Raw genomic sequence first — 26,234 nt, 5'->3', positions numbered from 1 at the left:
GCTCCTTAAACCAGATTTAGTGCAACGAGTAAGAGGTCAATCGCTTTGATGCCGATGAAAGGCACGATCAGCCCGCCTAGACCATAGATCGCCAGATTGCGGCGCAAAAGAGCTGCAGCACCCACAGGCCGGTATTTCACGCCCTTGAGGGCCAGCGGAATCAGCACCACGATGATCAGCGCGTTAAAAATCACCGCCGACAAAATCGCCGCCGACAAAATCGCCGAGTTGGGGCTGCCTAGGTGCATCACATTGAGTGCGCCCAGTTGGGGATAGGTACTCACAAAAATCGCTGGAATGATGGCGAAGTACTTGGCTACATCATTGGCAATCGAGAAGGTGGTGAGCGAGCCGCGCGTCATCAACAGCGCTTTACCGGTCTCCACAATCTCCAGCAGCTTGGTGGGGTTGGAGTCCAGGTCCACCATGTTGCCGGCCTCTTTGGCGGCTTGGGTGCCGCTGTTCATGGCCACCGCCACATCGGCTTGGGCCAACGCGGGGGCATCGTTGGTGCCGTCTCCCGTCATGGCGACTAGGCGGCCTTCGGCCTGGTAGCTGCGGATCAAAGTGAGCTTGTCTTCTGGAGTAGCCTCGGCCAGAAAGTCGTCCACACCTGCCTCGGCTGCAATGGCAGCGGCGGTGAGCCGATTGTCGCCAGTGATCATCACCGTCTTGATGCCCATGCGGCGCAGCTCGCCAAAGCGCTCCTTGATACCGGCCTTGACGATGTCTTTGAGCTCCACCACGCCCAGCACCCGGTGGCCATCCACCACGGCCAGCGGCGTACTGCCACGGCGTGACACCTCGTCGGCTGCACGCAGCACCTCGGCGGGCATGGTGTTGCCTTGCGCTTCGAGGTACTTGCGCACCGCGTCCACCGCGCCCTTGCGCAGCTGGCGTTGGTTGCCATCGGTGCCGGTCACATCCATGCCGCTCATGCGGGTTTGGGCAGTGAAGGGCACCTCTGTCGTCGTGCCGGTCAATGGTTCGACCTGCACCTTGCTTTGCGCCAGCACCACGATGCTGCGGCCTTCCGGCGTTTCATCGGCGGCAGAGGCTTGCGCGGCGCACAGCGCGAGCTGCTCCAAGCTTATGCCGGGGGCGGGAATGAACAAGGCGGCCTGGCGGTTGCCGTGGGTGATGGTGCCGGTCTTGTCGAGCAGCAGCACATCCACATCGCCAGCGGCTTCCACCGCGCGGCCCGAGGTGGCAATCACATTGGCCTGCATCATGCGGCTCATGCCGGCCACGCCCACGGCCGACAACAGGCCGCCAATGGTGGTCGGGATCAGGCACACCAGCAGGGCAATCAGCGCAGTGATGCTGACCACCGTGCCACTGCCTGCTGTCTCCACACTGAAGATGGAGAAAGGCAGCAAGGTCACCGTCACCACCAGAAACACGATGGTCAGCGCCACCAGCAAAATGGTCAGTGCCACTTCGTTAGGCGTCTTCTGGCGCTTGGCGCCCTCGACCATGCCGATCATGCGGTCCAGAAACGACTCGCCAGGGTTCACGCCAATGCGCACCACCAGCCAGTCTGAGAGCACTCGTGTGCCGCCGGTGACAGAGGCAAAGTCGCCACCCGACTCGCGCACCACCGGGGCGGATTCGCCGGTGATGGCGCTCTCGTCGACCGTTGCCACGCCTTGGATGACTTCACCATCTACCGGAATCATGTCGCCGGCTTCCACCAGCACCACATCGCCCTTGCGCAGGTTTTCGGCCTGCTCGGGGAGCCAGGTGGAGCCGTGCACAGGTTCTTTGAGTTTTTTGGCCCAAGTGCTTTTCTTCAAGCCTTTGAGCGAATCGGCCTGGGCCTTGCTGCGGCCTTCGGCCAGTGCTTCGGCAAAGTTGGCAAACAACACGGTGAACCAGAGCCACACCGCCACTGTGAGGATGAAGGCGGGCGAGTCGGCTACGTTACCTTGCAATGCTTGCAAGCCTAGCAAGGTGGTGATGATGCTGCCGATGTAGACCACAAACATCACCGGGTTGCGCCACTGCACGCGAGGATCCAACTTGATGAACGCTGCCCACACCGCGGGCTTGACCAGTGCGGGATCCATCAGGGTTAAAGAGTTTTTGCTTGTCATAAGTTTCTCTCGCAAATTTGGGGGCACATCACTTTGGCCAGAGCATCAGGTGCTCGACCACCGGGCCCAAGGCCAGCGAGGGCACGTAATTCAATAAGCCCACCAGCAGCACCGTGCCGATCAGCAACACCACAAACAATGGGCCGTGGGTAGGGAAGGTGCCGACGGTAGCGGGCAAGCGCTTCTTGGCTGCCAGCGCACCGGCAATGGCTAGCACCGGCACGATCACACCAAAGCGGCCACACCACATGGCAATAGCCAGCAGGTAGTTGTAGAACGGTGTGTTGGCCGACAGACCCGCAAAGGCACTGCCGTTGTTGTTGGCGGCCGAGGTCAGGGCGTACAGAATTTCAGAGAAGCCATGGGCGCCGGGGTTGGCAATGCCGGCCTTGCCGGCGCCTGCCATCACCGCAATGGCGGTACCTGCGAGCACCAGAATGGGCGTAACCAGAATCGCGATGGACGTGAGCTTCATCTCATGCGACTCAATCTTCTTGCCCAAATACTCGGGGGTACGGCCAATCATCAGGCCGGCAATGAAGACGGCCAGGATGGCGAAAATCAACATGCCGTACAAGCCTGTGCCCACGCCACCGAACACCACCTCGCCGAGTTGCATCATGACCATGGGCACCATGCCACCCAGCGGGGTGAAGGAATCGTGCATCGAGTTGACTGCGCCGCAGGACGCTGCGGTGGTGATCACTGCAAACAGACTGCTGGCAGTAATGCCGAAGCGGGTTTCCTTGCCTTCCATGTTCCCGCCGCTCTGCAGGCTGCTTGCGGCCTGGTCAACACCCAGTGCCGCAATCTGCGGATTGCCGATTTGCTCAGCGGGCATGATGGCCATAACGGCAATCACAAACATCACCGTCATGGCGGCCAACACCGCCCAGCCTTGGCGCTGGTCGCCTACCTCGCGGCCAAAGGCAAAACACAGCGCCGCGGGGATCAGGAAGATCGCCAGCATCTGCAGGAAGTTGCTTAAAGCCGTGGGGTTTTCATACGGATGAGCCGAGTTGGCATTGAAAAAGCCACCTCCATTGGTGCCCAGCATCTTGATGGCCTCTTGCGAAGCCACCGGGCCCATGGGCAGTGTCTGTGTTTGGGTGCTGGTGGCTTCCATTACTGGGGCACCCTTGTCGTCGAGCACGGGTTGGCCGTCTGTACCCAGCTTGGGTTGCTGGAACTGTGTGGGCTCCAATGTGGTGACGTCCTGGTAAGCGTCAAAGTTCTGAATCACGCCCTGGCCGACCAGAAAGATGGCGAACACCAAAGACAGCGGTAGCAGCAACCAAGCGGTGATGCGGGTGATGTCCACCCAGAAGTTGCCGATCACGGCAGTCGATTTCGCGGCAAACCCGCGGAACAGCGCGAATACCACCGCGATACCTGTGGCAGCAGACAAAAAGTTTTGGACCGCCAAGCCCAGCATTTGCGTGAGGTAGCCCATGGTGGACTCACCTGCGTAGCCTTGCCAGTTGGTGTTGGTGACAAAGCTCACTGCTGTGTTGAATGCGCTATCCAACGAAACTTCCGCCATGCTTGCGGGGTTGAGTGGCAAAACTACCTGCCAGCGCTGCAGCAGAAAAACGGCAACTAAACCGAGTGCATTGAAGGCCAGCAACGCTACGGTGTATTGCTTCCACGGCATGGACTGGTCAGGCGATGTGCCTGCCAGTTGGAACAAAGGTGCTTCCAGGCGCAGCACCCAGTGCGGTAGCCTGCCCGAACTCAGGCGCGCAAGCCAGATGCCCAAAGACCACGAAGCTATCAATAATGTGATCAGAAATAGGGCCAGCAGCCCCAACGCAGAGCTGCTCATTAAAAGTCCTCCGCACGCACCAGTGCATAGACCAAATATGCCAACAGTAGAGCAGCGCATGTGCCGCCCAAGCCGTAGACCACGTTAAGGGTGTTGACTGTTTCCATTACTTACTCCTACATCAAATCGATGGGAGAAGTGTGGTCAGAGGCGAGTAAAAATGGGGATGAGATTAGCGATAAGGGTGTAAAAAAGCCGTAAAAATCCAAGCGGATTGCACGGTATTCCAACTACTCACAGCAAATATTTGACTAGGCATTTGGACACAACAGGACAGACTTTTTCACCAGCAATTTGCAGGATGGGCTGTGTAATTGGGACTTGCTATTGACGTTTGAAAGCAGACATACACAAGTGTCCGCAAATGGCCCTTAGCAGCAGTCGACCCAAAGCCGGTGTAAGTAAGCGAATCTTTAGCAAAATTTAGCAGACGCTCAGCATTTCCTGATTTGGCTGGCGCTATGTCGTGGGGCCATAGGTTACGGCCATCCCATATTCTTTTCAAATCTGAACATCTCATCGCTATCCTCCTCGCCTAGATTGAGGCCCGTCTGATGATGAGGGTCAGGATTGCTTTTGTTATAGAACTCCACAATCTTGAAACCGCATTTGTTGACGTAGAAGTGGATGTTCCTCTTTTCGAAATAAGGGGTCACAGTCTCCCAAACCCGGGTCGATGGATACGCCTTTTCGATGGCTTGCCACGCACGAAGTCCCAGGCCGCGGCTTTGCTGCTTGGTAGAGACAAAGAAGAAGGCAAGTGTGTTGCGTCCGCTCTTCTCGTCTATAGAGACCACTGCTCCTCCTACCCGCTCACCATTCGCCATGATCCAATGGGCGACTGAGCCCGGCGCGCTGAGCGATTGCGCAACGTCATCGTCGGACGGAATGGGTTCATCCAGCGGGTGTCCGAACTCGGCAATCGCGGCAACGCTGAAAGAATCCTGCAATGCGAGTGTGAATTCTTTGAAGCTACTTGGCTGCGCGGTGAGCAGCGTCACTAGGGCTTTCTCATCGAGGGTAGGCACGTCTCTTTCTCCTGCGGACTGCGACGCTAGGACGCTGCGACGACTTTGGATGTTGGTTGGGGCCAAGACAAGGTAAAGATGGTTCCGCCCTTGTCGGTGGCGATGCACGCCGCCTTGCCACCGTGCGCCCGTGCGATAGCCGCCACCACTGCCAAGCCCAAACCGCTGCCTCTGGTGTCAGTGCGGGCTGACTTTGCGCGTCGAAACGCCCTGAAAACCAGCTCTTTTTCAGCTTCTGTGATACCGGGCCCCTCGTCTTCGACCGACAGAATGCACTGCCCATTCTCAAGTCGTGACTGAATCCGGATCGCCCCTGGAACCGCGTGAAGCCGTGCGTTCTCCAGCAAGGCCAGCAATGCTTGCCGTATGCGTGCCGGATCGCAGTGTTTGGGGCTACGGTCCAAGTCCAGCACAGCATGCTGGCCGGCCAACGCCAGCGCGTCAGAACAGAAATCCGCAACCGACGTGATTTCTGCTGCAAGGTCGGACTCTTGCCATTGAAGATCCAGATGTCCACTTTCTGACAGGCTCACAGCGCGCAAATCCTCGATCAGCCTGGAGAGGCCTTCAACCTGTGTCAGCAATCTTTGAAATTGGGCTGGCTCGGGTGGGAATACGCCCTCTGCCAGGCCTTGCAGCCGCCCGCGAAGAATGGTGACCGGCGTACGCAACTCATGGGCGATCGCAGCATTCCAGAAAGTTTGCTCCTCAGTCACGCGCTGCAGTTTTTCAGCGAGTGCGTTGAAGTCGTCGGCCAAGAGCGAAGCTTCCCCGAGAGAGCGGTCTCCCGCCTCGGCCCTGGCCCCCAGTTCGCCTTGCGCAACGCGGCGAATGCTGTCAGTGACCGAATTCAGTGGCACCAGAATACGCCGCGCCAAACTAATCGCAACCACGATGGCAAAGCCCAGTCCGACGATAGTCGTCCCGATCATCCATGCCAGTTCGGGCCCGGTGGGGAGCAGGCTCTCAGAAGGAATCTGCTCGGGCCAGTAGGCTTGCCATGTGTAATAGAAAGCGTAGGACGTCAGCAAAAACAGGAGGGTGATGCCAAAGGCCATCGCCATCATCGACAGCGCAATTTGTCGGCTCAGTCCGACCAGCTTCATTCGGTACTCCAGAGCCGATATCCCACACCCCGGATCGCGACCGGAAAGCCTGCGATACCCAAATCCTCTAGCTTCTTGCGCAGCTTGCTGACATGGCTATCGACCGTGCGCTCCAGGGTGTCTCCTTCAGGCAGGCAGGACACCAGCAGCTCGGCGCGACTAAAGACGCGCTTGGGTGCGCGCGCCAGTTGTGCCAGCAGCTTGAATTCGGTCAACGTCAACGTTAGCGCGTGGCGCCGCTTGCCGACGTGGACGACCGCTTCGTGGTTGTCGAGGTCTATTTCGAACGGAGCGGCTCGCAACAAGCGCTGGTCTACGCGTTGGCCTAGCGCCAAAGACCGACGCAAGACGGCTTGGGTGCGGGCCACAACCTCTGCAGGATTGAATGGCTTGACTACGTAATCGTCGGCACCGATTCGCAGCCCCATCAGTTTGTCAATGTCCTGGTCCATGGCCGTCAGCATGATGACGGGGGTGTCGCCGCGATGCCGGATTTCCGAAAGGACTTGCCACCCATCCATGTGCGGCATGTGCACGTCCAGCAGCACAAGGTCGGGTTTCAGAGACAGGTGGAGCTCAAGTGCGCGGCGACCATCTGCTGCGTGGACACAGCGCAAGCCGGAGCGTGTCATGTAGGCCGTGAGGATGTCGGCGATTTCTGGCTCGTCCTCGGCAATCAAGATCAAGGCTTGCGAGGGCGATTCCGTGTTGGCGTGATGCGTCAAGTTGTGCATGGCTGCGGTTTACCCATCTATTTCACATCTCCATCGAATCTCCATCATAGCGTGGCGCAACCCCCATCGAAGACGAGAAAAATCCGACCCGCATGCCGCTCTGACGGTCTGTGTATTGGAGAGTTTCGTGAAGATCAAACAAGTGTTTCAGCGTGAGGGGTTGGCGGTTCTGTTGGTGGCAACACTTGCAGCGTGTGGGAAGTCTGAGCCGCAAGACATGGCTCCTGCTCCGGTGCAAGTGTCCGTGATGACCATGGCGCCGTCGCACCTGGATATCACCGAAGATTTGCCTGGCCGTGTTGTTGCTTTACGTGTGGCGGAGATTCGGCCGCAAGTGAGTGGCATCGTACAGCGCCGCCTGTTCGAGCAAGGTACAGAGGTACGCGCCGGGCAAGCGCTGTTCCAGATCAACCCGGCACCGTTTCGCGCCGAGACCGATACGGCTGCGGCCGCCTTGCAACGGGCTGAAGTGGCTTTCGCACGTGCCCAGGTGCAAACCAACCGACTGCAACCTCTGCTGGACGCGGACGCCATCAGTCGCCAAACCTATGACGACGCAGCGTCTCTGCGCGACCAATCCGCCGCGGATGTGGCGCAAGCGCGTGCCACACTGGCGCGCCGCCAGCTCGACTTGAAGTTTTCCACGGTAGAAGCGCCTATTTCCGGGCGCATCGATCAAGCCCTGATCACCGAAGGCACCCTGGTGAACAGCGGTGATAGCAACCCAATGGCGCGGGTTCAGCAGATTGACCAGGTCTACGTGGATGTTCGCCGTCCAGCGTCGTCCTTGGAGTCCATGCATGAAATGCTGTCAACCCAGAACGCGGGTAAGGGCAGCGGCCTACAAGTCGCTGTACTTCGCGGCGACGGCACTCTCTATGGCGCAAAAGGGCGCATTCTGTTCTCTGGCGTTAACGTCGATGCTGGTACCGGCGATGTGCTTTTGAGGGTGCTAGTGGACAACCCCGAACGCGAACTCCTGCCAGGCATGTTTGTCCGTGCGCGCGTGGTCCGACAAAGCTATGACACGGCGCTGACCGTGCCGCAACAGGCGGTGGTTCGGGTCGGTGGCCAGCCGCAGGTCTGGACGATCGACACTTCGGGGACTGCGCGGCTGAGTGCGATCGAGCTGGGTGAACTGGTAGGACGCAGTTACCGCGTCCGCTCGGGGCTGAGTGCTGGTCAGTCTGTCGTTGTGGAGGGCATGGAGCGTTTATCTACGGGTGCCAGCGTCAGTGCGCGCGAGTGGCAAGCGCCCGTTGCGGCTTCCGTCTCGGCCTTGCGTTGAGTTGGCAGGAGACTTTCCATGTCCCAATTTTTTGTCCAACGCCCCGTGTTTGCCTGGGTGATCGCATTGTTCATCATCCTGCTGGGGGTGCTTGCCATTCCGCAGTTACCCATCGCCCGCTATCCGTCGGTAGCACCTCCATCGGTCAGTATCAGTGCCAGCTTCCCGGGTGCCACGCCCCAGACCATGAATGACGCTGTGCTCAGCTTGATTGAGCGCGAACTGCCTAGCGTCAAGAACCTGCTGTACTTCGAGTCCTCGGCCGACGCCTCGGGTTCGGCCTCCATTACAGCCACGTTTAAGCCCGGCACGAATCCGGAGTTGGCGCAGGTCGATGTGCAGAACAAGCTCAAGACCATCGAAGCGCGCCTGCCGCAGGTGGTGCGCCAGAACGGGTTGACGGTGGAGTCTGCGTCGTCAGGCTTCCTGATGATTGTGGGCCTGAAGTCTGACGATGGTCGCTACAGCGAAACCGAGCTCAGCGACTACATGGCGCGCAACCTGATCGAGGAGCTGCGGCTCATTCCGGGCGTGGGCAAGGTGCAATTGTTCGGCGCCGAGCAGGCCATGCGCATCTGGGTTGATCCTGCCAAGATGATCAGCTACGGACTGTCCATGGGCGACCTGAGCTCGGCCATTGTTCAGCAGAACGCGCAGATTGCACCTGGCAGTGTGGGCGCATCACCGGCCCTGCCGGGGCAGCGCGTTACTGTTCCCCTGACCGTGCAGGGGCAGTTGAGTACGCCCCAGGAATTCGGCAGCGTGGTCTTGCGCGCCAATGCAGACGGCTCCAAGGTCGTGCTCGCCGACGTGGCCCGCGTTGAACTCGGTGCCCAGTCTTACGGGTTTTCCAACCGCGAAAACGGCAAGGTATCTACCTCTGCGGCGGTGCAGTTGGCGCCCGGCGCCAATGCCGTTCGGACAGCCAAAGGCGTACAGGACCGCCTGGCCGAACTCAGCCGCTCGATGCCCAAAGGGATGAGCTACTCGGTCCCTTTCAACACGGCTCCGTTTGTCACCATCTCCATCGAAAAGGTGGTGCATACGCTGATGGAAGCCATGGCACTGGTATTTCTGGTGATGCTGGTGTTTCTGCAAAACATCCGCTACACGCTGATTCCAGCCATCGTTGCGCCAATCGCGCTGCTGGGTACCTTTGCGGTGATGCTGGCGTCAGGCTTTTCGATCAATGTGCTCACTATGTTTGGCATGGTGTTGGCCGTCGGGATCATCGTCGATGACGCCATCGTCGTCGTGGAGAACGTCGAGCGCCTCATGACTACGGAAAGATTGGGTCCGAAGGACGCCACGATCAAAGCCATGAAGGAGATATCCGGCGCTGTGATCGGCATCACCCTGGTGCTGACTGCCGTGTTCATACCCATGGCGCTGGCCAGCGGTTCGGTGGGCGTGATCTACCAACAGTTCACGTTGTCCATGGCTGTGTCCATCCTGTTCTCGGCCTTTCTGGCACTGACGCTGACGCCAGCGCTGTGCGCTACCTTGTTAAAGCCGGTGGACCCCAGCCATCACCACAAAGGAGGCTTCTTCGGTTGGTTCAACCGGCGTTTCAACAGCCTGACCCGCACGTACGAAACGCGTGTTGAGCGACTGGTTAAACGCACAGGGCCGATCATGCTGGCGCTCATGGTGATCGTCGCGGTGCTGGGGGTGCTCTTGCAGAAGTTGCCCTCCTCGTTCCTCCCGGAAGAGGACCAAGGGTATTTCATGACCGCAATCCAGCTGCCTGCGGACGCCACCGCGGAACGCACGCTCGAAGCAGTCAAGAAATACGAAACCTACATTGCATCGCGCCCCAGCATCCAGTCCAGCATGTCCATTCTGGGCTTCGGCTTCTCGGGTTCCGGTGCCAACACCGCAATGGCTTTTACCGTGTTGAAGGACTGGAAAGAGCGCAATGGAACGACTTCCCAAAGTGAAGCCGCGCTAACGCAGGAGGCGATGGCTAGTCTCAACGAAGGAACGGCGATGAACATGCTGCCACCGGCCATTGACGAGTTGGGCACCAGTTCTGGTTTCACTATGCAATTGTTGGATCGCGCAAACCGGGGCTATCCCGCACTGCTGGCGGCCCAATCGCAGCTGCTGGGCTTGGCCGCGCAAAGCAAAATCGTCAATGGGGTCTATCCATACGGCCTGCCGACAGGCACCAGCATCCGCCTGGACATTGACAGGCTAAAAGCCGAGGCACTGGGCGTCCCGTTCACAGGCATCAGTGAGATGCTGTCTACAGCCATGGGATCGACGTATGTGGGCGATTTCCCCAATGCCGGGCGCATGCAGCAAATCATCATTCAGGCCGATGCTCCGGCACGCATGCAGATCGACCAGGTGCTCAAACTGCACGTGCGCAACGCCCGCGGTGGCATGGTTCCCCTGTCAGAACTTGTGCGACCCGTGTGGAATGAAACGCCGGTACAAATGGTGCGCTTCCAGGGGTTTCCATCGATGCGCCTTTCAGGAAATGCTGGCCCCGGCGTATCCAGTGGTGCCGCCATGGCAGAGATGGAGCGGCTGGCGCAACAGCTGCCACCGGGCTTTGCGGTGGCCTGGACGGGGCAATCGCTGCAAGAGCGGCAATCTGCTTCGCAAGCGCCCATGCTGATGGCTCTGTCGATGCTTGTGGTGTTCCTGGTGCTTGCCGCACTCTACGAGAGCTGGACGATTCCGTTGTCCGTGATGCTGGTCGTACCGCTCGGGTTGATCGGTGCAGTCGCTGCTGTGATGCTGCGCGGCTTGCCGAATGATGTGTTCTTTAAGGTCGGCATGATCACGGTGATCGGCCTGTCGGCGAAGAATGCCATTTTGATCATCGAGTTCGCCAAGCAGCTTCGCGAACAGGGTAAGGGCTTGGTGGAGTCTGCCGTAGAAGCGGCGCGGCTGCGGCTACGTCCGATTCTGATGACCTCATTGGCCTTTGGCTTGGGCGTGGTTCCGCTGGTCATTGCTAGCGGTGCCAGCGCTGAAACCCAGCATGCGATCGGCACCGGTGTACTGGGCGGCGTGATCGCTGCCACCGTGTTGGCCATTTTCTTCGTACCCGTTTTCTTTGTGTTTGTGATGGGGTGGCAGGAGCGTATCAAACAGCGCTGGGCAGGGCGCACTGCAGCCATTGCGATTTCCCCACCCCAAGAGAGTTGATTCCATGCGTTTACTCCTACTTCCACTGGTCTTGTGCCTGTCGGCTTGCTCGCTCATCCCCGAGCTGGTCAAGCCGGCATCTCCCGTTCCACCCAAATTCCCGGATGCAGGGCTTGCATCGACCCACGCACCTGTGGCTGATCTGGATTGGCATTCGATGTTCGTCGACAAGCGCTTGCAACACCTCATTGGGCTGGCGGTCAAAAACAACCGCGACCTGCGGATGGCAGCACTGAATGTTGACGCTGTGCGGGTGCAATACGGCATACAGAACGCATCGCGCTTACCTGAGTTTGACGCGACGGGTACGGCTGTGCGTCAGCGCACGACCGCCATCGTTGAATCAAGCCAAACCACTTCTACAGCTGTGCAGGAGCAGTACGGGGTGAGCCTGGGCTTGAACGCCTTCGAAGTGGATTTATTCGGTCGGGTCCGCTCTCTTTCTAGAGCGGCTTTCGCTCGCTACCTGGCAAGCGATCACGGACGCAGGGCCACGCAAATCACGCTGATTGGTGCCGTCGCGGACGCCTATTTTGCGGAGCGCTTGGCACAGGAACAGCAGGAGCTGGCGGAACGCACACTGGCTGACTGGAGCCGGTCGCTCGAACTGGTCCGCATGCTGAAGGAGGCTAAACAGAACAGCGGTTTGGATGTAGCCCAAGCCGAGGGACAGGTCGAAAGTGCAAAGGCTGATGTGGAAGCACGCGTGCGTATGGTGAAGCAGGCCAGAAACGCTTTGCATGTGTTGGTTGGTACCGAGATCCAAGAGGATCTTCCCGCACCATTGCCTTTGGGTGATCAAGCGGTGATGACGCAGTTGCCTGCAGGTCTGCCGTCTGATTTGCTACTCCGACGCCCAGATATTCTGCAGGCCGAACAGAACCTGACAGCTGCCAATGCCGACATTGGCGCGGCGAGGGCGGCATTCTTCCCACGCTTGTCATTGACCACATCCGTGGGCTACGCGAGCCCCAACACGAGTAGCCTGTTCGATGCTGGGAGTCGCGTCTGGACATTCGCACCGCAACTGACCTTGCCCATCTTTCAGGGCGGAAAGTTGCGCGCAGAGTTGCGCCTTGCCGAAGTGCGCAAATCCAGTGCTGTGGTCGAGTACGAAAAAGCCATCCAGACCGCATTCCGCGAAGTCGCCGATGCCTTGGCCGGACAGGAAACCTATGGCCGCCAAGTGGAGGCGCAAACCCGCGTGGTCACCCTCGCGCAGCGTCGCACCGAGCTGTCTGCCTTGCGCTATCGCGCGGGCTTGGAAGGTAGGCTGGAATTGCTGGATTCGCAGCGCCAACTGTATGCCGCAAGACAGGCCCTGCTGGACTTGCGTCGCAATGCATTCGCAAACGCTATCGCGCTCTACAAGGCGCTGGGCGGCGGCTTGGTTGGTGATGCCAGTGAGGTGTCCCATGCTCAATAATTCAACTATCGATCCGGGGCCGCACTGGCGTTTAAGGTTCTGGAGCATCTTCGGCGGCCAGTCGCTGTCGTTGATTGGCTCTGCACTGACGCAGTTCGTCCTGGTCTGGTGGATTACCGATACCACGGGAAGCATGTCGGCCCTGGCAGTGGCGGGTTTGGCAGCTATGTTGCCCCAAGCCCTGCTCAGCCCGCTGGGTGGCATCCTGGCGGATCGCTACAGCCGGCGCCTGCTGATGATCAGTGCAGATGCGGTCAGTGCGCTGTGTATGGTTGTGCTGATCATTCTGTTCGCGACTGAACAGGTAGCACTCTGGCACATCTACACGATGATGGCCATTCGCAGTGCCATGCAAGCTTTCCAGGCGCCCGCCGCGATGGCCAGTGTGGCCATGCTGGTTCCTGCCAGCTATCTGATACGCGCAGGTGGACTGAGCCAGGCACTGCAAAGTCTGACGATAGTCTTCGCCGCTCCCTTGGGAGCGTTGGCCATCAGTGCCATGCTGATAGGCTGGGCGCTGGCAATTGATGTCGCTACGGCTGTGCTGGGAATCGTGCCATTGCTGTGCTTCAAAATTCCGCAAGCCCTTGAGGCCAATCGGAAAGCACAAAACGTCTGGCGTGATTTTCAGGATGGCGTCGGTTGGGTCTGGAAAACGCCCGGGCTGCGGCAACTCTATGCCCTGCTTGCGGTGGTGGTCCTATCTGTGATGCCGGCATTTACACTGGTACCGCTGTTGGTGAAAGAACACTTCTCTGGCGGCGCAACCCACGTGGCCTTGATGGAAGGTTTTTCGGGGATTGGAATGGTGCTCGGTGGCTTGCTCGTGGCCGCAATGGCCCCTCGCAGGCCGATGCTGTGGATTCTGCTGGGGTTTTCCGTGTCTTGCCTTGCCATGGCGCTCACTGCGCTGGCACCCAGCAGATTGTTCAGCGTGGCGGTTGCCTGGTGGGTTATCAGCGGCGTCACCTTTGTGCTCGCAGATGCTCCCTTGGTCGCATTGCTTCAGGGCATCGTGCCCAATCAAATGCAAGGGCGCGTTTTTTCGTTGCTCAACAGCATCATGGGTCTGGCTGCGCCCGTAGGCTTGGCGTTGCTCACGCCTTTGGGTGAGTTGGTGGGCGTGCGAGCACTGTTTGTGATTGCTGGACTACTCGGCGCTGGAGTCAGTCTTGCGGGATTTCTCTCGCCTTCACTCATGCGCTTGGACCACCCTGCGACAGCCTGCACAGGGCGTAGACCGATCGGTGGAGATTAGGAATATCGGCTTGATATTCCGCTGAATTATTTAACTCGATCGTGGCCCTGCGAAAGCGTGCATCAAAGAGTGCCTGCTCCGGGTCTCTTTCGATAGCTTGTAAAGCCCAGCCGCTACACCGCGGGATTTATTTTTAAGAGCGCCAGGGCGTCACATTGCTATGAACGACTTTGTGGGTGAGTTCATGTCCCTGTTTGCCAAGACGCCCACTCCCGTTGAAATCACGGTGCAGCGTGTTGTGTTTCAACGCGCCGCGGAACGCGAAGGACGGTTTGAGTCTGCGTTCAACAACGTTAATCTGCCTCGCTGAGACTGGGAGCTCGCTTGCTAGAAGGTTTCCCAGTCATCATCGCCACCTTTAGCGATAGTTGCGGCAAGCGCTGCCGGCCTTGCAGGTACAGCCGGGGGCTTGAGCTTCGCAGGCGCTGGCCCCGCGGTTTGAGCCGCAGCGGTAGGAACCGTGCGTTGGGTATGTAGCAGTGCCTTAGCGGCGGGTTTGCGCAGTGCTGGTTGTCCTTGGCTGGGTGGGGCACTTCGTGTAGTGGCCCCCGCACCGAGTTCGCTTGAACCGAGCTTGAATACCGCCACGACTTGCACCAGCTCCTGAGCTTGCACCTTGAGACTTCCGGCCGCGGCAGCCATTTCTTCCACCAGCGCGGCGTTTTGCTGGGTCGCCGTATCCATGTTCACGACGGCTTCTCCAATCTGCGACACCCCCTGCGATTGCTCGCTGCTAGCAGCGCTGATCTCGCCCATCAAGTCTGTCACGCGGCGTATGGAGCTCACCACCTCGGTCATGGTCTCACCCGCTTTGTCTACCAGCATCGAGCCTTGCTCGACACGTTCAACGCTGGCGTTGATAAGGCTTTTGATTTCCTTGGCAGCGTCGGCGCTACGTCCAGCCAAACTGCGTACCTCTGAGGCTACAACCGCAAAGCCACGTCCCTGTTCGCCTGCCCGTGCAGCTTCGACAGCGGCGTTCAACGCCAAGATGTTGGTCTGAAAGGCGATACCGTCGATCACGCTGATGATGTCGGCGATCTTGCGGCTAGATTCGTTGATACCCTTCATGGTTTCAACCACTTGGCCCACTACGTCTCCGCCTTGCACTGCAACTGTGCTGGCCTGGTTGGCCAATTGATTGGCCATAAGAGCGCTATCGGCGTTCTGTTTCACCGTGGAGCCCAACTCTTCCATGGAAGCGGCTGTTTGCTCCAGAGCACTTGCTTGCTGCTCGGTACGGGCTGAGAGGTCGTGGTTGCCCTGAGCAATCTCAGCGCTGGCGGTGGAGACCGAGTCCGCAGCGGTTTTTATTGACTGGACGACCCCAGAGAAACTGTTTTGCATCCGGCCCATGGTTTGCAGCAACTGAATGGCCTCGTCATTGCCACTAGGATCAATGTGGCCTGTAAGGTCCCCGTTGGCAATTCTTTCGGCGACAGACACTGCGCCAACAATGGGTTTGGAAATAACGGCTGCGAGCCACAGGCCGAACAAAATAAAACCAACAGCGCCAACGATCAACACACTGGCGATCACGATGGATGAACGCTGAATGAGTCTCTGGGTGTTTATCGAAAACTGTTCAACATTTTTCGCCACTGCATCACTTTGCTGTTCCATGGCTACTTCAAGGTCTTTGAACGCTGCATTGAAACCTTGCATCTGAGCAGCCGCCGCCGAAGCATCCGACCGGGCTAGCGTGATGACCTTGTCTGCTTGCTGAATGTAGGCAGTCACCAGAGGCGTAGACTTTTTGATTTCTACAGAAACTTCTGGTGAAAGCTGAGCAGCTGCCATTTGAGACATGTTGGTTTGGAACTCTTCCTCATGCTCTTTCAGGTCTTTGGCAGCTTGGGCTACTCCACTGGCGTCGCCCTGTTGGGCCGACATGATCGCCAGCAGAACATCTCCGCGAATAGCGTCGTGCATCATGTCAGCCGACTGGCTTCTGCTTAAAACGAGGTTTGTATTGATCGATTCATCGAAGGCACTGCCGATGTTTTGGCCGTTCATGAGCGCCACACCACCGACCACCACACTGACCAGAAGACCAGCGAAACAGAGACCAAGTACTTGGGTGCGCAATTTCATTGACGACTCCAAAAAGGGGACAAGCGCTCCGGCGAAGTAAGGGCATTACTGCTGAACACTTGGTCTCTATGCTAACGGCATTAACGCAGGCTGGCAAAGGTGCTTGTGACGGCGACGCATACCCATTTCAGTAGCCATTGGGTTCGGTGGCCGAGATAGGGGTTGGCGCTTTTCTACCTCAAGGCAAGTTCAAATCCATGCCGAGCCATTTGGCAAAGGTGAACGTGGCGAACACAAAGCCGACGGCCAAGAGCACGAACACCACGATGACCGCTGCACTCGTGCGCACGACCACGCGCATCTCCTTCTTCGACTTGCCTTGGTCGTAATGCCACTTGATGGCAAAGAACATGGCCGTGCCGAACACCAGCACCTTGAACGCAAGAAAGACGATTGGTACCCAATCCATTATTTTTTACTCACCTTGCTTTGTCAGCCAATGAATGGCCGAGAACCGATGACCGCCGACCCGTGCTTTCAAAATTAGCTGGGCGCGTTGCTCGGGGCGGCTTGATGCGCAGGGTCAGGCCTTGGGCGGCTCTGTCTTTTGGGGGGCTGGAGCTGCCGGCTTTTTGAGCCGGAACAGGGCTGCTGCAGCCTCTTTGTTGCGGGCTCGCTCGCCCATGATGCGGTCCAGCTCCTCCCGGCTACCTTTTCGCTTCATGTTGGGATCTTTACCAAATACGCCTGCCATAGTGTTTATTCCTTTGGTCCAGTCTACCTGAGGGGCTATGCTATTTGTCCGTCGGCGCATTGGCCGACCCGCTGTTTTTCTTGATTGCTATCAAATAAATAGCTGGTTGCGCAGATTTAATGTGGGCTAGCGGTCGATTTTGCTTGTAATTAGCGTGCATAAGGCGTGGGGCAAGCACTGCGTCAGTTACGGGGCGAAGAATCGACGGATTCAACATCTTTACCCCTTCAGGCAGGCCCCCCATGACGCACCAGCAGTCTTACGAACACAAGCGCACATCCGCAGACCTTGCCATCCGGCAAGTGCGTGATGGCGACACCATCATCGTCCCTACCGGTGTGGGCGAGCCGCCCAGTTTGCTGACCGCGCTGTCGGAGCAGCGGCAGAGCTTTCATGATGTGAAGGTGTGCCAGATTCTGGCCATGCGCAAATACGGCTACATCGACCCCGCCACCACCGAGCATGTGCGCCACGTGGCCTTTTTTTTCGGCGGGGCCACACGGCCGGCGGGCAGGAGGGGTGGATTGATTTCATCCCCAACTACTTCTCCGAAATTCCAGCGCAAATCGAGCGCGGGCAAATGGCGGCAGACGTGGTGTTTGCCATGGCCTCGCCCATGGATGAGCACGGCTTTTTTGCGCTGAGCCTGGGCGCGGACTACACCATGGCGGCCGTCAAAAAAGCCCGCGCTGTGGTGCTGGAGGTCAACCCCAACGTGCCCTTTGCCTTTGGCAACTGCCATGTGCACATCTCGCAAGTCGCGGCGCTGGTGGAGAGCGATGCGCCGGTACTCGAGGTGGGCCTGCCCAAAATCGGGCCGGTGCAGCAGGCCATCGGCAAATATGTGGCCGATTTGATTGACGACGGCTCCACGCTGCAGATCGGCTATGGCGGCATTCCCGACGCGGTGGTGATGCAGCTCACCGGCAAAAAGGACTTGGGCATCCACACCGAGATGATCGGCGACGGCATCATGACCCTGGTAGAGGCGGGCGCCGTGACCAACCGGCGCAAGAACTTCATGCCCGGAAAAATGGTGGCCACCTTCGGCCTGGGTTCGTCCAAGCTCTACCGCTTTATGCATCGCAACCCGGGGCTGGAGATGCACCCGGTCGAGTTCACCAACGACCCGGCCATTGCCGGTCTGAACGACAACCTGGTGGCCATCAACGCCACCTTGCAAATCGACTTTTTGGGCCAATGCGGCTCCGAGAGTCTGGGCCACGCGCCGTATTCCGGCACCGGCGGTCAGTCGGACTTTGTGCGCGCGGCCAACCGCTCCAAGGGCGGCAAGGCCTTCATCGTGCTGCCGTCTACTGCCAAGGACGACACCATCTCCCGCATCGTGCCTTCGCTGTCGCCGTGCACCCACGTCACCACCAGCAAAAACGACATCAACTACGTGGTCACCGAATACGGTGTGGCCCAGCTGCGCGGCAAGTCCATGAAGCAGCGCACCCTAGCGCTCATCGCCATTGCACACCCCAAGTTCCGCGACGAGCTGACCGCACAGGCCAAGCAACTGAAGATTTTGTGAGTCGTCGACCGGTAGAGAGTGTCAGAACTCCGTAATCACGGTCACGCCGGCTACCTCGAACTTGTCCATGTTCATCAGCGCATCGATGGACTGTTGAAGGTTGATCTTTTTGCCCACCAGCTTTTCAGGCGCCAGCTTGCCGGTGCGCACCATGTCGAGCATGGCGCCGTAGCGGTGGGCCTGCATGCCGTGGCTGCCCAAAATCTCCAGCTCATGGGCGATGACCTTGGCCATGGGAATGGCCGGCGTGCTGTTCTCGGCCAGCATCAACCCCACCTGAATGTGTTTGCCCCGTCGGCGCAGGTTGCTGATGGAGTTGAAGCAAGTGGTGGGGTGGCCCAGTGCGTCCAGCGACACATGCGCGCCGCCTTGTGTGATCTCCATCACCGCTTCGACCACGTTGGCCACCTTGTTGGCGTTGACCGTGGCCACCGCACCCATGGCGCGGGCCATGGCGAGCTTGTCGTCCGAGATGTCGATGGCCACCACATTGGCGCCCACCGCATGGGCAATCATGATGGCTGACAGGCCCACGCCGCCACAGCCGTGCACCGCCACCCATTGGCCCGCAGAGGTTTTGCCCTGATCGACCACCGCGCGGAATGAGGTCACAAAGCGGCAGCCCAGGCTGGCGGCGGTGGCAAAGTCCAGGCTCTCGGGCAGGGCCACGAGATTCAGGTCCGCCTTGTGGATAGACACGTATTGCGCGAACGAGCCCCAGTGCGTGAAGCCGGGCTGGAACTGCTTTTCGCACACCTGCTGGTTGCCGGAGTGGCATTCCGGGCAGCTGCCGCAGCCGCCTACAAAAGGCACGGTGACGCGGTCGCCCACCTTCCAGCGGGTCACGTCTTTGCCCACGGCCTCCACCGTGCCGGCCAGCTCGTGGCCGGGCACGTGGGGCAGCACGATGTCGGTGTCATGCCCCACCCAGCCATGCCAGTCGCTGCGGCACACGCCCGTGGCCTGCACCTTCACGACCACGCCATGCGACTCAGGCGTCGGGTCCGGCACGGTTTGCAGACGTGGTGGGGCGGAGAAGGCTTCGTAGACAACGGCTTGCATGTGGGGTCCTTGTTGGGGGCTTTGAGAGAACTCGCATGCTATCAAATGAATAGCTGTTTACGCAGATTCGGTGTGGGCTAGAGGCTAATTTCATCCGTAACGCGTTGACCGAAGGCAGCAAGCCCTGCCAAGTGCCCGCTGGCCGTGGCCGGCGAGACGGACGCGGCCCGCGCCAGTTCGCCCGCGCTGGCGTAGTCGACGTCACTCCGATTTAAACCATCGAAGCCCGATGCGCCCCAAACCCCGCCATCGCCCCATCTGCCACCGCTAGCGTCACATTCCCCGCCGCCTGCGCGGCATCCCCGCACGCAAACACATTCGGCACGCTGGTGGCCTTGCCTTCGTCTACCTTGATGAACCTGCCCATCGGGCCATCCTCCAGCGCGCAGCCCAGTTGCTCGGCCACGGGGCTGGCTAGCACGGTGTGTGGCTGGGTGAACAGGCCGTTCAAGCGAATCGTGCGGCCGTCTTGCAGCACCACGTCGGCCACGCCGTCTATGCGCGCAATGGGCGTGGCCTCTATCTGCGTGCCGCGGCGGGCGATGGCAGCCAAGTCTTCGGCGCTGGGAGAGTAGGCGCCGTTCAGGAACAGCGTGGGGTTGCCCCAGTCCGGCAGCATGAGCGCGTGGTGCAGCGCCAGGGGTGACGCGGCGATGATGCCGATGGAGCCGGCGTTCATCTCGTAGCCGTGGCAATACGGGCAGTGGAAGATGCTGCGGCCCCAGCGCTCGGCCAGACCGGGCACGGGCGGCAGCTCGTCGCGCACGCCGGTGGCCAGGATGAGCCGGTGGGAGCTGATGGTCTCGTGGCCCACGCGAAACTCCAGCCGCCCATCCGCTGCCACACGCGCGTCTTCTGCGGTGCCGTGCATCCATTCCACGTTGGGGTAGTTCATCAGCTGCTCGCGCGCGTCGGCGGCAATCTCGGCGGGCGGGCGGCCGTCTTGCGTCAAAAAGCCGTGCGATGTTTCTCCCGCCACGTCCACAAATCGGTTGCGGCGCTGGCCGGCGTCTACTACCAGTACGTTGCGACGGGCGCGCGCCAGTTGCAGGGCGGCGGACAGGCCGGCGTAGCTGCCGCCGATAACGGCAAAGTCTATGTGCTTCACGATGTGTGTTCTTTCAAATGGTGGTGGCCTGCATGGCCCGATGCCTTGTGCTGCACCATGCGGCGGTGAAAGTCGGCCGACAGCGTGGCCAGGGTGACGGCTCCAAAACGTTTGAGCAGCAGGGCCTCGGCCTCTTCGGCGGCACCGGCCAGCGCATCGTTCACCGTTTGGGCGACCAGGCAGGTGGGCCGGTCCTCTCTAAAACCCATTGACACCAGCGGTGGTGCGCCCAGCGCCTGGTACACATCGCCCAGGGTGATGCGGTCCATGTCGCACGCCAGCACCCAGCCGCCGCCGTGGCCCTTGGCCGACACCACAAACCCGGCGTCGCGCAGGCCGCCCATCAGGCGGCGCAGCACCACGGGGTTGGTTTGCATGGCGGCGGCCAACGCCTCGGAGGTGGCAGGGCCTTCGCCCTCGGCCATGTGCAGCAGCACGTGGAGGATGTCGGAGAGTTGGCTATTCTGTTTCATGCAACTATTTTAGTTGCATGAAATTTCCTTGTCAGAAGATGGTCTTTCGTCAAGGATCAGCACCCTGTAGCTTGGAACGTCATTGATACGGCGGAAGAACCCATAATTACCAGCAACCCACAGCCCCCACCCCGGAGCCCGCCATGTCCCTCGCCATTCTCAAAACCCTGTTCGCCCAGAAGACGTGGGCCAATGCCGAGTTGTTAGATGCCATGCATCTTGTGGACCCGGTGCAGCATGCCGAGCCGCTGCACACGGCCATCCGCACGCTGAACCACATCTACGTGGTGGACCGCATCTTCCGCGCCCATTTGTTGGGCGAGGCGCATGGCTACACCCAGACCAATACCGACGACACGCCCGCGTTAGGTGATTTGAATTTCGCCGCTGCCGAGACGGACCACTGGTTTGAGGCCTATGTGGCGGGGCTGAGTGAAGCTGCGCTGGCTGAGAACCTGCACTTTCAGTTCACCGATGGGGATGCCGGCCGCATGACGCGCGAGGAGATGCTCTTTCACGTGCTGGCCCACGGCTCGTACCACCGTGGCAATGTGGGGCAGGTGCTCAAGGGCATAGGCATGGCGCCGCCGCGTGACTTGCTCACCAAGTTTTTGCATCAGCGCGAGCCGGCACGGCGCCAGCCCGTTTGATCCTCCCTGGATCGCTATTGATTTGATAGCTGCTCGCGCATATTCCTCGTGGTCTAGCAGCCTATTTGGTTTGTAACTGGCCTACAGCGCCGTACGCAGCGTCCAAATCTCTGGGAAGAGCACCACGTCCAGCATCTTGCGCAGGTAGCTCACGCCGCCGGTGCCACCGGTGCCGCGTTTGAAGCCGATGACGCGCTCCACGGTGGTGACGTGGCGGAAGCGCCAGAGGCGGAAAGCGTCTTCCAAATCGGTCAGCTCCTCGGCCAGTTGGTACAGGTCCCAGTGGGCCTTGGGGTCGCGGTAGACCTGCAGCCAAGCGGCCTCCACCTCGGGGCTGGCAGCGTAGGGCTGGGTCCAGTCGCGCTGCAGGTGGCTGGCGGGCACGGCAATGCCACGGCGGGCCATGAGTTGGAGCGCTTCGTCGTACAAAGACGGCGCTTCATACGCGGCCTGCACCAGCGCCAGCCGCTCGGGCGCATGGGCGTGGGGTTTGAGCATCGCGGCGTTTTTGTTGCCCAGCGAGAACTCGATACAGCGGTACTGAAAGCTCTGAAACCCGCTACTCTGGCCCAGGTAGGGCCGCATGGCGGTGTACTCGGGCGGCGTCATGGTGGCCAGCACGTCCCAAGCGTGCACCAGCTGCTCCATGATTTTGCTCACGCGCGCCAGCATCTTGAAGGCGGGTGGCAGGTCGTCCTGTGCAATGCAGCGCATGGCGGCAGTGAGCTCATGCAGCATGAGCTTCATCCACAGCTCGCTGGTCTGGTGCTGGATGATGAAGAGCAGCTCGTCGTGCGTGGGCGAGAGCGGCTTTTGCGCACCCAAGATGGTGTCGATCTGCAGGTAGTCGCCGTAGCTCATGGTTTTGCTGAAGTCGAGCTGGGCTTTTTCTTCGGCGACGATCGATTCGCCCGCGGTGGGGGCGCCCCCGCCGTGCATCGGGCAGCCAGAGATGGTGTTGCTCATATCAGGTCACCGCGTGCTTTTGGTTGAACTCGGGCTTTTGCCACTCGCCAGTTTCTAGCACCTGGCGCAGATGCTCCACCGCGTTCCACACATCTTCAAACCCGATGTACAGCGGCGTGAAGCCAAAGCGCAAGATGTCTTTGTGGATGCCGCCATCGCCCGCGCGGTAGTCGCCAATCACGCCGCGTGCAATCAGCGCTTGCACGATGGCAAAGGCGCCGGAGCCCAAGGCGCCACCGGCAGCGTGCTCGCGGGTCAGGCAGACCTGTGAGCCGCGCTGGGCGTGATCGCGCGGGGTGGCCAAGCCCAGGCCATAGCCTTGGCAGCGCTCTTCCACTAGCTGGATAAACAGGTCCGTCAGCGCCAATGATTTGGCGCGCAAGGCCGCCATGCCGCCCAGCTTCTCTGCCGCCTCAAAGCCCTCCAGCCCGCAGCCCAAGAGCGACATGCTGACGATGGGCTGGGTGCCGCACAGGTAGCGGGTAATGCCGGGGGCGGGTTGGTAATCGGGGGTGAAGGCAAAGGGTGCCGCATGGCCCCACCAGCCGGCCAGGGGCTGCCAGAAGCGGTCGGCGTGTTTGGGGTGCACCCACACAAAGGCTGGCGCGCCGGGGCCGCCGTTCAGGTACTTGTAGCCGCAGCCCACCGAGAAGTCGGCGCCCGAGGCTTTGAGGGTCACCGGCACCGCGCCCGCGCTGTGGGCCAAGTCCCACACCATCAGCGCGCCGGCTGCGTGGGCAGCGGCGGTCACGGCGGGCATGTCGTGCATGGCGCCGGTGCGGTAGTTCACGTGGGTGAGCATTAGCACGGCCACGTCGGCGGTGAGTGCGGCAGCTATCTCTTCGGGCTCCACCAGTTTGAGGGTGTAACCGCGCTCTTTGCACAGGCCTTCGGCGATGTAGAGGTCGGTGGGGAAGTTGCTGCGTTCGCTCACGATGAGCTTGCGTTCAGGTGCGTCCTGCGCGGCGATTGACAAGGCAGCAGACAAGACCTTGAACAGGTTGATGGAGGTGCTGTCGGTGGCGACCACTTCATCCGCATCCGCGCCAATCAACGGGGCAATGCGGTTACCCAAACGCTGGGGCAGGTTGAACCAGCCGGCTGTGTTCCAGGAGCGGATCAGGCCTTGGCCCCACTCTTGGGTAACAACTTCGGCCGCGCGGGCAGCAGCGGTTTTGGGCATCACGCCCAGAGAGTTGCCGTCGAGGTAGATCACGCCCTCCGGAATATCAAACAGCTCGCGCAAAGGGTGCAAGGTGTCTGCGGCGTCGCGGGCGCGGCAGTCGTTCAGGGTGAGGGGAGTGGTGCTCATGATGTCTCGAGAAGGGTTGTTTTGAGAAATTATGTGTTGAGATCCTTGGCGTGATAAGTTTTAATCACTGAGTTCAAAAAATTAGACTAAGTTAGTCTTTTTAGTAAAGAAATTGGAAAATTCATGCAGCAGGTGACTGACAAAGCCGACCGGCTCCTCTTGCGGGCCCTGCAAGACAACGCGCGCCTCACCTCCGGCGAGCTGGCGCAAGTGGCCAATTTGTCGCAGTCGCCCACCTGGCGGCGCGTCAAGCAGCTGGAGGATGCGGGCACTATCAAGGGCTACCACGCCGCGCTGGACCGGCGAGCGCTGGGCTACAGCGTGCTGGCGTTTGTGTTGATCGGCATTGACCACCAGAACGAAGCCTCGTCACAGGCCTTTGTGCAGGCGGTGTCCGAGATTCCGGAGGTAGTGCAGTTCCATGCCATCTCGGGGCAGGCTGATTTTTTGGTGGGGCTGGTGGCCCGCGACTTGGATCATTATTCCGAGCTGTTGCAACGCAAGCTGCATCGCCTGCCGGGCGTGCGGCAAGTGCAGTCGCATTTTTCGTTGCAGGAGTTCAAGGGGCAGATGGCGGATCTGCCGGTTCCCTTGGACTAGGTCCGGTTTACCATGCCGCTTACAGTGAACCCACTGCAAACACAAAAGGATTCGTCATGACACATCGTTCGCCTGTGGTCCGCGCATGGGCTCGGGCTACAACTCTGGGCTTGGTTTTCTCTGTTGTGAGTTGCGCCGCATGGGCCGCCAAACCCGAGTGGGCAGGCAAAGGTAAGGGCAAGCACGAAGAAGAGTCACATGCCCAAAATCAGCAAGGTGGCTCGGTAGAGATCCGGGTGGGCAGCTACTTTGGCGACGACCAACGCCGCGTCGCGCAGGACTACTACGGCGCCCAACAGGCCAAGGGCAAATGCCCGCCCGGCTTGGCCAAAAAGAACAATGGATGCCAGCCACCCGGCCAGGCCAAGAAGTGGTCGCGTGGTCAGGCGCTTCCGAGGGATGTGGTTTTCTACCCGCTGCCACGGGACATCTCGGTTCGCATCGGCTTGCCGCCGGCCGGCTACAAATTCGTTCGGGTGGCCAACGATATTCTGCTGATCGCTATTGGCACCAGCATCGTGGTGGATGCGATTGAAGACCTGATGCGTTGAGTCCTCAGAGGGGCGGCAGTCCCCGCTTGGTGCGGGCTCGTTCGCAGGCTTCGCTGCCCTCGGTCAACTCATGGCAGGGCGCGGGGCGCAATGCGTAGATGCTGCAGCCCACTCGCTCACCCACTGTGCCGGTCAGTGCCGTGCAGCGGATGGGCACTTCGCCGGTGCCATTCATGCGCCAGCGGTTGCCATTGATCTCGTGCGCCATGCCGGCGGGCACCGTGCCGCCGGCCAAGTCCACCTCGTAGACCGAAAATTCCACCCGGAAACACGCGCAACAGGCGCCGCAAGTGGTGCAGGCAGACATGCGAGCTTAGAGCTTGCCGAGCAGCAGGTACTCCATCAGCGCCTTCTGCACGTGCATGCGGTTTTCGGCTTCATCCCAGACCACGCTTTGTGGGCCATCGATGACTTCGGCTTCTACCTCTTCGCCACGGTGGGCCGGCAGGCAGTGCATGAAGATGGCGTTGGGCGCGGCCACGGCCATCATTTTGCGGTCCACGCACCAAGCGGCAAAGGCTTTGCGGCGGACTTCGTTTTCAGCCTCGTAGCCCATGCTGGTCCACACATCGGTGGTGATCAGGTCGGCGCCCTGGCAGGCTTCCATCGGATTGCTATAAGTTTTATAGCTGCCTGCGCCCATTCCGCCTGCGCTAGCGGCCAATTTCTCATTAACTTCATAGCCGCTGGGGGTAGACACGCGCAAGTGGAAGCCCAGCTTGGCAGCGGCCTGCAGCCAGGTGTTGGCCATGTTGTTGCCATCACCCACCCAGGTCACGGTTTTGCCCTGGATAGGGCCGCGGTGCTCGATGTAAGTGAAGATATCCGCCAGGATCTGGCAGGGGTGGAACTCGTTGGTCAGGCCGTTGATGACGGGCACCCGCGAGTTGGCGGCAAAGGCTTGCAGCTTGGTTTGCTCGTAGGTGCGGATCATCACAATGTCGGTCATGCGGCTGATGACCTTGGCGCTGTCCTCAATCGGCTCGGAGCGGCCGAGCTGGCTGTCGCCGGTGGTCAGGTGCACCACGCTCCCGCCCAACTGGTACATGCCAGCCTCGAAGCTCACGCGGGTGCGGGTGGACGCCTTCTCAAAGATCATAGCCAGCGTGCGATCCACCAGCGGGTGGTGGCGCTCGAAGCGCTTGAACTTGGCCTTGATGAAGGCGGTGCGCTCCAGCAGGTAAGCGTATTCGTCGGCACTGAAGTCGTCAAACTGCAGGTAGTGCCGCACTGGCGGCGCGCCTTGGGGCAGGGTGCTGGGGAT

General features: G+C 60.0%; 24 protein-coding genes and 1 pseudogene. 9 read left to right on the top strand and 16 right to left on the bottom strand.

Annotated elements, in window-relative coordinates; all coding sequences use genetic code 11:
* Positions 1-5: 5 nt before the first annotated feature.
* The 6 genes from kdpB to RAE19_RS02755 form a co-directional block, all read right to left on the bottom strand.
* Complete coding sequence (kdpB, locus tag RAE19_RS02780; protein WP_313873485.1) at positions 6-2,096, bottom strand: potassium-transporting ATPase subunit KdpB; 2,091 nt, start codon at positions 2,094-2,096, stop codon at positions 6-8.
* A 28-nt stretch (positions 2,097-2,124) separates the two neighbouring features.
* Complete coding sequence (kdpA, locus tag RAE19_RS02775) at positions 2,125-3,921, bottom strand: potassium-transporting ATPase subunit KdpA (protein ID WP_313873484.1); 1,797 nt, start codon at positions 3,919-3,921, stop codon at positions 2,125-2,127.
* A complete protein-coding gene (kdpF, locus tag RAE19_RS02770) occupies positions 3,921-4,028 on the bottom strand; it encodes a K(+)-transporting ATPase subunit F (protein WP_313873483.1) in 108 nt (35 codons plus the stop codon). Before kdpF ends, kdpA begins: the two co-directional genes overlap by 1 nt.
* A 372-nt stretch (positions 4,029-4,400) precedes the next feature.
* Positions 4,401-4,949 (bottom strand): GNAT family N-acetyltransferase, encoded by a 549-nt coding sequence (locus RAE19_RS02765; RefSeq protein WP_313873482.1) that lies wholly within the window; start codon positions 4,947-4,949, stop codon positions 4,401-4,403.
* A 26-nt stretch (positions 4,950-4,975) separates the two neighbouring features.
* Entirely contained in the window at positions 4,976-6,055 is a 1,080-nt protein-coding gene (locus RAE19_RS02760; protein WP_313873481.1) for an ATP-binding protein, read from the bottom strand.
* The gene (locus RAE19_RS02755; protein ID WP_313873480.1) at positions 6,052-6,789 is read right to left on the bottom strand and encodes a response regulator; all 738 of its coding nucleotides are present in this window, start codon (positions 6,787-6,789) and stop codon (positions 6,052-6,054) included. The genes RAE19_RS02760 and RAE19_RS02755 overlap by 4 nt, the downstream gene beginning before the upstream one ends.
* Before the next feature lie 127 nt (positions 6,790-6,916).
* On the opposite strand from RAE19_RS02755, the gene RAE19_RS02750 reads away from it, so the two are divergent.
* The 5 genes from RAE19_RS02750 (at position 6,917) to RAE19_RS02730 (ending at position 14,233) form a co-directional block, all read left to right on the top strand.
* Positions 6,917-8,077: an efflux RND transporter periplasmic adaptor subunit gene (locus RAE19_RS02750; protein WP_313873479.1), complete on the top strand. Its 1,161-nt coding sequence runs from the start codon at positions 6,917-6,919 to the stop codon at positions 8,075-8,077.
* A gap of 18 nt (positions 8,078-8,095) precedes the next feature.
* Positions 8,096-11,239 (top strand): multidrug efflux RND transporter permease subunit, encoded by a 3,144-nt coding sequence (locus RAE19_RS02745; RefSeq protein WP_313873478.1) that lies wholly within the window; start codon positions 8,096-8,098, stop codon positions 11,237-11,239.
* Between the two features lie 4 nt (positions 11,240-11,243).
* The gene (locus tag RAE19_RS02740) at positions 11,244-12,665 is read left to right on the top strand and encodes an efflux transporter outer membrane subunit (RefSeq protein ID WP_313873477.1); all 1,422 of its coding nucleotides are present in this window, start codon (positions 11,244-11,246) and stop codon (positions 12,663-12,665) included.
* Positions 12,655-13,923, top strand: coding sequence for an MFS transporter (locus RAE19_RS02735; RefSeq protein ID WP_313873476.1), 1,269 nt, complete (start codon positions 12,655-12,657; stop codon positions 13,921-13,923). The genes RAE19_RS02740 and RAE19_RS02735 overlap by 11 nt, the downstream gene beginning before the upstream one ends.
* A gap of 160 nt (positions 13,924-14,083) precedes the next feature.
* Positions 14,084-14,233: a hypothetical protein gene (locus RAE19_RS02730; protein ID WP_313873475.1), complete on the top strand. Its 150-nt coding sequence runs from the start codon at positions 14,084-14,086 to the stop codon at positions 14,231-14,233.
* A gap of 17 nt (positions 14,234-14,250) precedes the next feature.
* Here the strand turns inward: RAE19_RS02730 and RAE19_RS02725 are convergent, their stop codons facing one another.
* From RAE19_RS02725 to RAE19_RS02715, 3 genes are all read right to left on the bottom strand, one after another.
* Positions 14,251-16,017, bottom strand: coding sequence for a methyl-accepting chemotaxis protein (locus RAE19_RS02725; protein ID WP_313873474.1), 1,767 nt, complete (start codon positions 16,015-16,017; stop codon positions 14,251-14,253).
* Positions 16,018-16,195: 178 nt separating this feature from the next.
* Positions 16,196-16,429, bottom strand: a complete 234-nt coding sequence (locus tag RAE19_RS02720; protein WP_313876162.1) for a hypothetical protein — start codon at positions 16,427-16,429, stop codon at positions 16,196-16,198.
* Between the two features lie 111 nt (positions 16,430-16,540).
* The gene (locus RAE19_RS02715) at positions 16,541-16,711 is read right to left on the bottom strand and encodes a hypothetical protein (protein ID WP_313873473.1); all 171 of its coding nucleotides are present in this window, start codon (positions 16,709-16,711) and stop codon (positions 16,541-16,543) included.
* A 242-nt stretch (positions 16,712-16,953) separates the two neighbouring features.
* Here RAE19_RS02715 and RAE19_RS02710 point away from each other — a divergent pair.
* A pseudogene (locus tag RAE19_RS02710) lies at positions 16,954-18,248 on the top strand (acetyl-CoA hydrolase/transferase family protein).
* A 21-nt stretch (positions 18,249-18,269) separates the two neighbouring features.
* Here the strand turns inward: RAE19_RS02710 and RAE19_RS02705 are convergent.
* The 3 genes from RAE19_RS02705 to RAE19_RS02695 form a co-directional block, all read right to left on the bottom strand.
* On the bottom strand, positions 18,270-19,310 hold the full coding sequence (locus RAE19_RS02705; RefSeq protein ID WP_313873472.1) for a zinc-dependent alcohol dehydrogenase family protein: 1,041 nt from the start codon (positions 19,308-19,310) through the stop codon (positions 18,270-18,272).
* 211 nt (positions 19,311-19,521) lie between these two features.
* The gene (locus RAE19_RS02700; protein WP_313873471.1) at positions 19,522-20,418 is read right to left on the bottom strand and encodes an NAD(P)/FAD-dependent oxidoreductase; all 897 of its coding nucleotides are present in this window, start codon (positions 20,416-20,418) and stop codon (positions 19,522-19,524) included.
* Complete coding sequence (locus RAE19_RS02695; protein ID WP_313873470.1) at positions 20,415-20,891, bottom strand: Rrf2 family transcriptional regulator; 477 nt, start codon at positions 20,889-20,891, stop codon at positions 20,415-20,417. Before RAE19_RS02695 ends, RAE19_RS02700 begins: the two co-directional genes overlap by 4 nt.
* A 143-nt stretch (positions 20,892-21,034) precedes the next feature.
* Here RAE19_RS02695 and RAE19_RS02690 point away from each other — a divergent pair, with 143 nt between their 5' ends.
* On the top strand, positions 21,035-21,541 hold the full coding sequence (locus tag RAE19_RS02690) for a DinB family protein (protein ID WP_313873469.1): 507 nt from the start codon (positions 21,035-21,037) through the stop codon (positions 21,539-21,541).
* 81 nt (positions 21,542-21,622) lie between these two features.
* Here RAE19_RS02690 and kynA read toward each other — a convergent pair whose 3' ends face one another.
* Together kynA and kynU are read right to left on the bottom strand one after the other, a co-directional pair.
* Complete coding sequence (kynA, locus tag RAE19_RS02685) at positions 21,623-22,507, bottom strand: tryptophan 2,3-dioxygenase (RefSeq protein ID WP_313873468.1); 885 nt, start codon at positions 22,505-22,507, stop codon at positions 21,623-21,625.
* A 1-nt stretch (position 22,508) separates the two neighbouring features.
* Positions 22,509-23,819, bottom strand: a complete 1,311-nt coding sequence (gene kynU / locus RAE19_RS02680) for a kynureninase (protein WP_313873467.1) — start codon at positions 23,817-23,819, stop codon at positions 22,509-22,511.
* A gap of 123 nt (positions 23,820-23,942) precedes the next feature.
* On the opposite strand from kynU, the gene RAE19_RS02675 reads away from it, so the two are divergent.
* Together RAE19_RS02675 and RAE19_RS02670 are read left to right on the top strand one after the other, a co-directional pair.
* Positions 23,943-24,419: an Lrp/AsnC family transcriptional regulator gene (locus RAE19_RS02675; RefSeq protein WP_313873466.1), complete on the top strand. Its 477-nt coding sequence runs from the start codon at positions 23,943-23,945 to the stop codon at positions 24,417-24,419.
* Positions 24,420-24,475: 56 nt separating this feature from the next.
* The gene (locus tag RAE19_RS02670) at positions 24,476-24,970 is read left to right on the top strand and encodes a hypothetical protein (RefSeq protein WP_313873465.1); all 495 of its coding nucleotides are present in this window, start codon (positions 24,476-24,478) and stop codon (positions 24,968-24,970) included.
* Between the two features lie 4 nt (positions 24,971-24,974).
* Here the strand turns inward: RAE19_RS02670 and RAE19_RS02665 are convergent, their stop codons facing one another.
* Positions 24,975-25,277, bottom strand: a complete 303-nt coding sequence (locus RAE19_RS02665) for a YkgJ family cysteine cluster protein (protein ID WP_313873464.1) — start codon at positions 25,275-25,277, stop codon at positions 24,975-24,977.
* A 6-nt stretch (positions 25,278-25,283) separates the two neighbouring features.
* Entirely contained in the window at positions 25,284-26,201 is a 918-nt protein-coding gene (gene argF / locus RAE19_RS02660) for an ornithine carbamoyltransferase (RefSeq protein WP_313873463.1), read from the bottom strand.
* Positions 26,202-26,234 lie beyond the last annotated feature (33 nt).

Source organism: Rhodoferax potami (assembly GCF_032193805.1).
In the GTDB taxonomy this organism is placed as follows: Bacteria; Pseudomonadota; Gammaproteobacteria; order Burkholderiales; family Burkholderiaceae_C; genus Allorhodoferax; species Allorhodoferax potami_A.
The sequence above is the reverse complement of the archived record's forward strand: the minus strand, read 5'-3'. Positions and strand labels throughout refer to the sequence as shown.

Excerpts from the sequence above, each read along its gene's own strand:
- kdpB (WP_313873485.1), bottom strand. The coding sequence starts at position 2,096 with ATGACAAGCAAAAACTCTTTAACCCTGATGGATCCCGCACTGGTCAAG.
- kdpA (WP_313873484.1), bottom strand. The coding sequence starts at position 3,921 with ATGAGCAGCTCTGCGTTGGGGCTGCTGGCCCTATTTCTGATCACATTA.
- kdpF (WP_313873483.1), bottom strand. The coding sequence starts at position 4,028 with ATGGAAACAGTCAACACCCTTAACGTGGTCTACGGCTTGGGCGGCACA.
- RAE19_RS02760 (WP_313873481.1), bottom strand. The coding sequence starts at position 6,055 with ATGAAGCTGGTCGGACTGAGCCGACAAATTGCGCTGTCGATGATGGCG.
- RAE19_RS02755 (WP_313873480.1), bottom strand. The coding sequence starts at position 6,789 with ATGCACAACTTGACGCATCACGCCAACACGGAATCGCCCTCGCAAGCC.
- RAE19_RS02745 (WP_313873478.1), top strand. The coding sequence starts at position 8,096 with ATGTCCCAATTTTTTGTCCAACGCCCCGTGTTTGCCTGGGTGATCGCA.
- RAE19_RS02740 (WP_313873477.1), top strand. The coding sequence starts at position 11,244 with ATGCGTTTACTCCTACTTCCACTGGTCTTGTGCCTGTCGGCTTGCTCG.
- RAE19_RS02735 (WP_313873476.1), top strand. The coding sequence starts at position 12,655 with ATGCTCAATAATTCAACTATCGATCCGGGGCCGCACTGGCGTTTAAGG.
- RAE19_RS02730 (WP_313873475.1), top strand. The coding sequence starts at position 14,084 with ATGAACGACTTTGTGGGTGAGTTCATGTCCCTGTTTGCCAAGACGCCC.
- RAE19_RS02725 (WP_313873474.1), bottom strand. The coding sequence starts at position 16,017 with ATGAAATTGCGCACCCAAGTACTTGGTCTCTGTTTCGCTGGTCTTCTG.
- RAE19_RS02715 (WP_313873473.1), bottom strand. The coding sequence starts at position 16,711 with ATGGCAGGCGTATTTGGTAAAGATCCCAACATGAAGCGAAAAGGTAGC.
- RAE19_RS02705 (WP_313873472.1), bottom strand. The coding sequence starts at position 19,310 with ATGCAAGCCGTTGTCTACGAAGCCTTCTCCGCCCCACCACGTCTGCAA.
- RAE19_RS02695 (WP_313873470.1), bottom strand. The coding sequence starts at position 20,891 with ATGAAACAGAATAGCCAACTCTCCGACATCCTCCACGTGCTGCTGCAC.
- RAE19_RS02690 (WP_313873469.1), top strand. The coding sequence starts at position 21,035 with ATGTCCCTCGCCATTCTCAAAACCCTGTTCGCCCAGAAGACGTGGGCC.
- kynA (WP_313873468.1), bottom strand. The coding sequence starts at position 22,507 with ATGAGCAACACCATCTCTGGCTGCCCGATGCACGGCGGGGGCGCCCCC.
- kynU (WP_313873467.1), bottom strand. The coding sequence starts at position 23,819 with ATGAGCACCACTCCCCTCACCCTGAACGACTGCCGCGCCCGCGACGCC.
- RAE19_RS02675 (WP_313873466.1), top strand. The coding sequence starts at position 23,943 with ATGCAGCAGGTGACTGACAAAGCCGACCGGCTCCTCTTGCGGGCCCTG.
- RAE19_RS02670 (WP_313873465.1), top strand. The coding sequence starts at position 24,476 with ATGACACATCGTTCGCCTGTGGTCCGCGCATGGGCTCGGGCTACAACT.
- RAE19_RS02665 (WP_313873464.1), bottom strand. The coding sequence starts at position 25,277 with ATGTCTGCCTGCACCACTTGCGGCGCCTGTTGCGCGTGTTTCCGGGTG.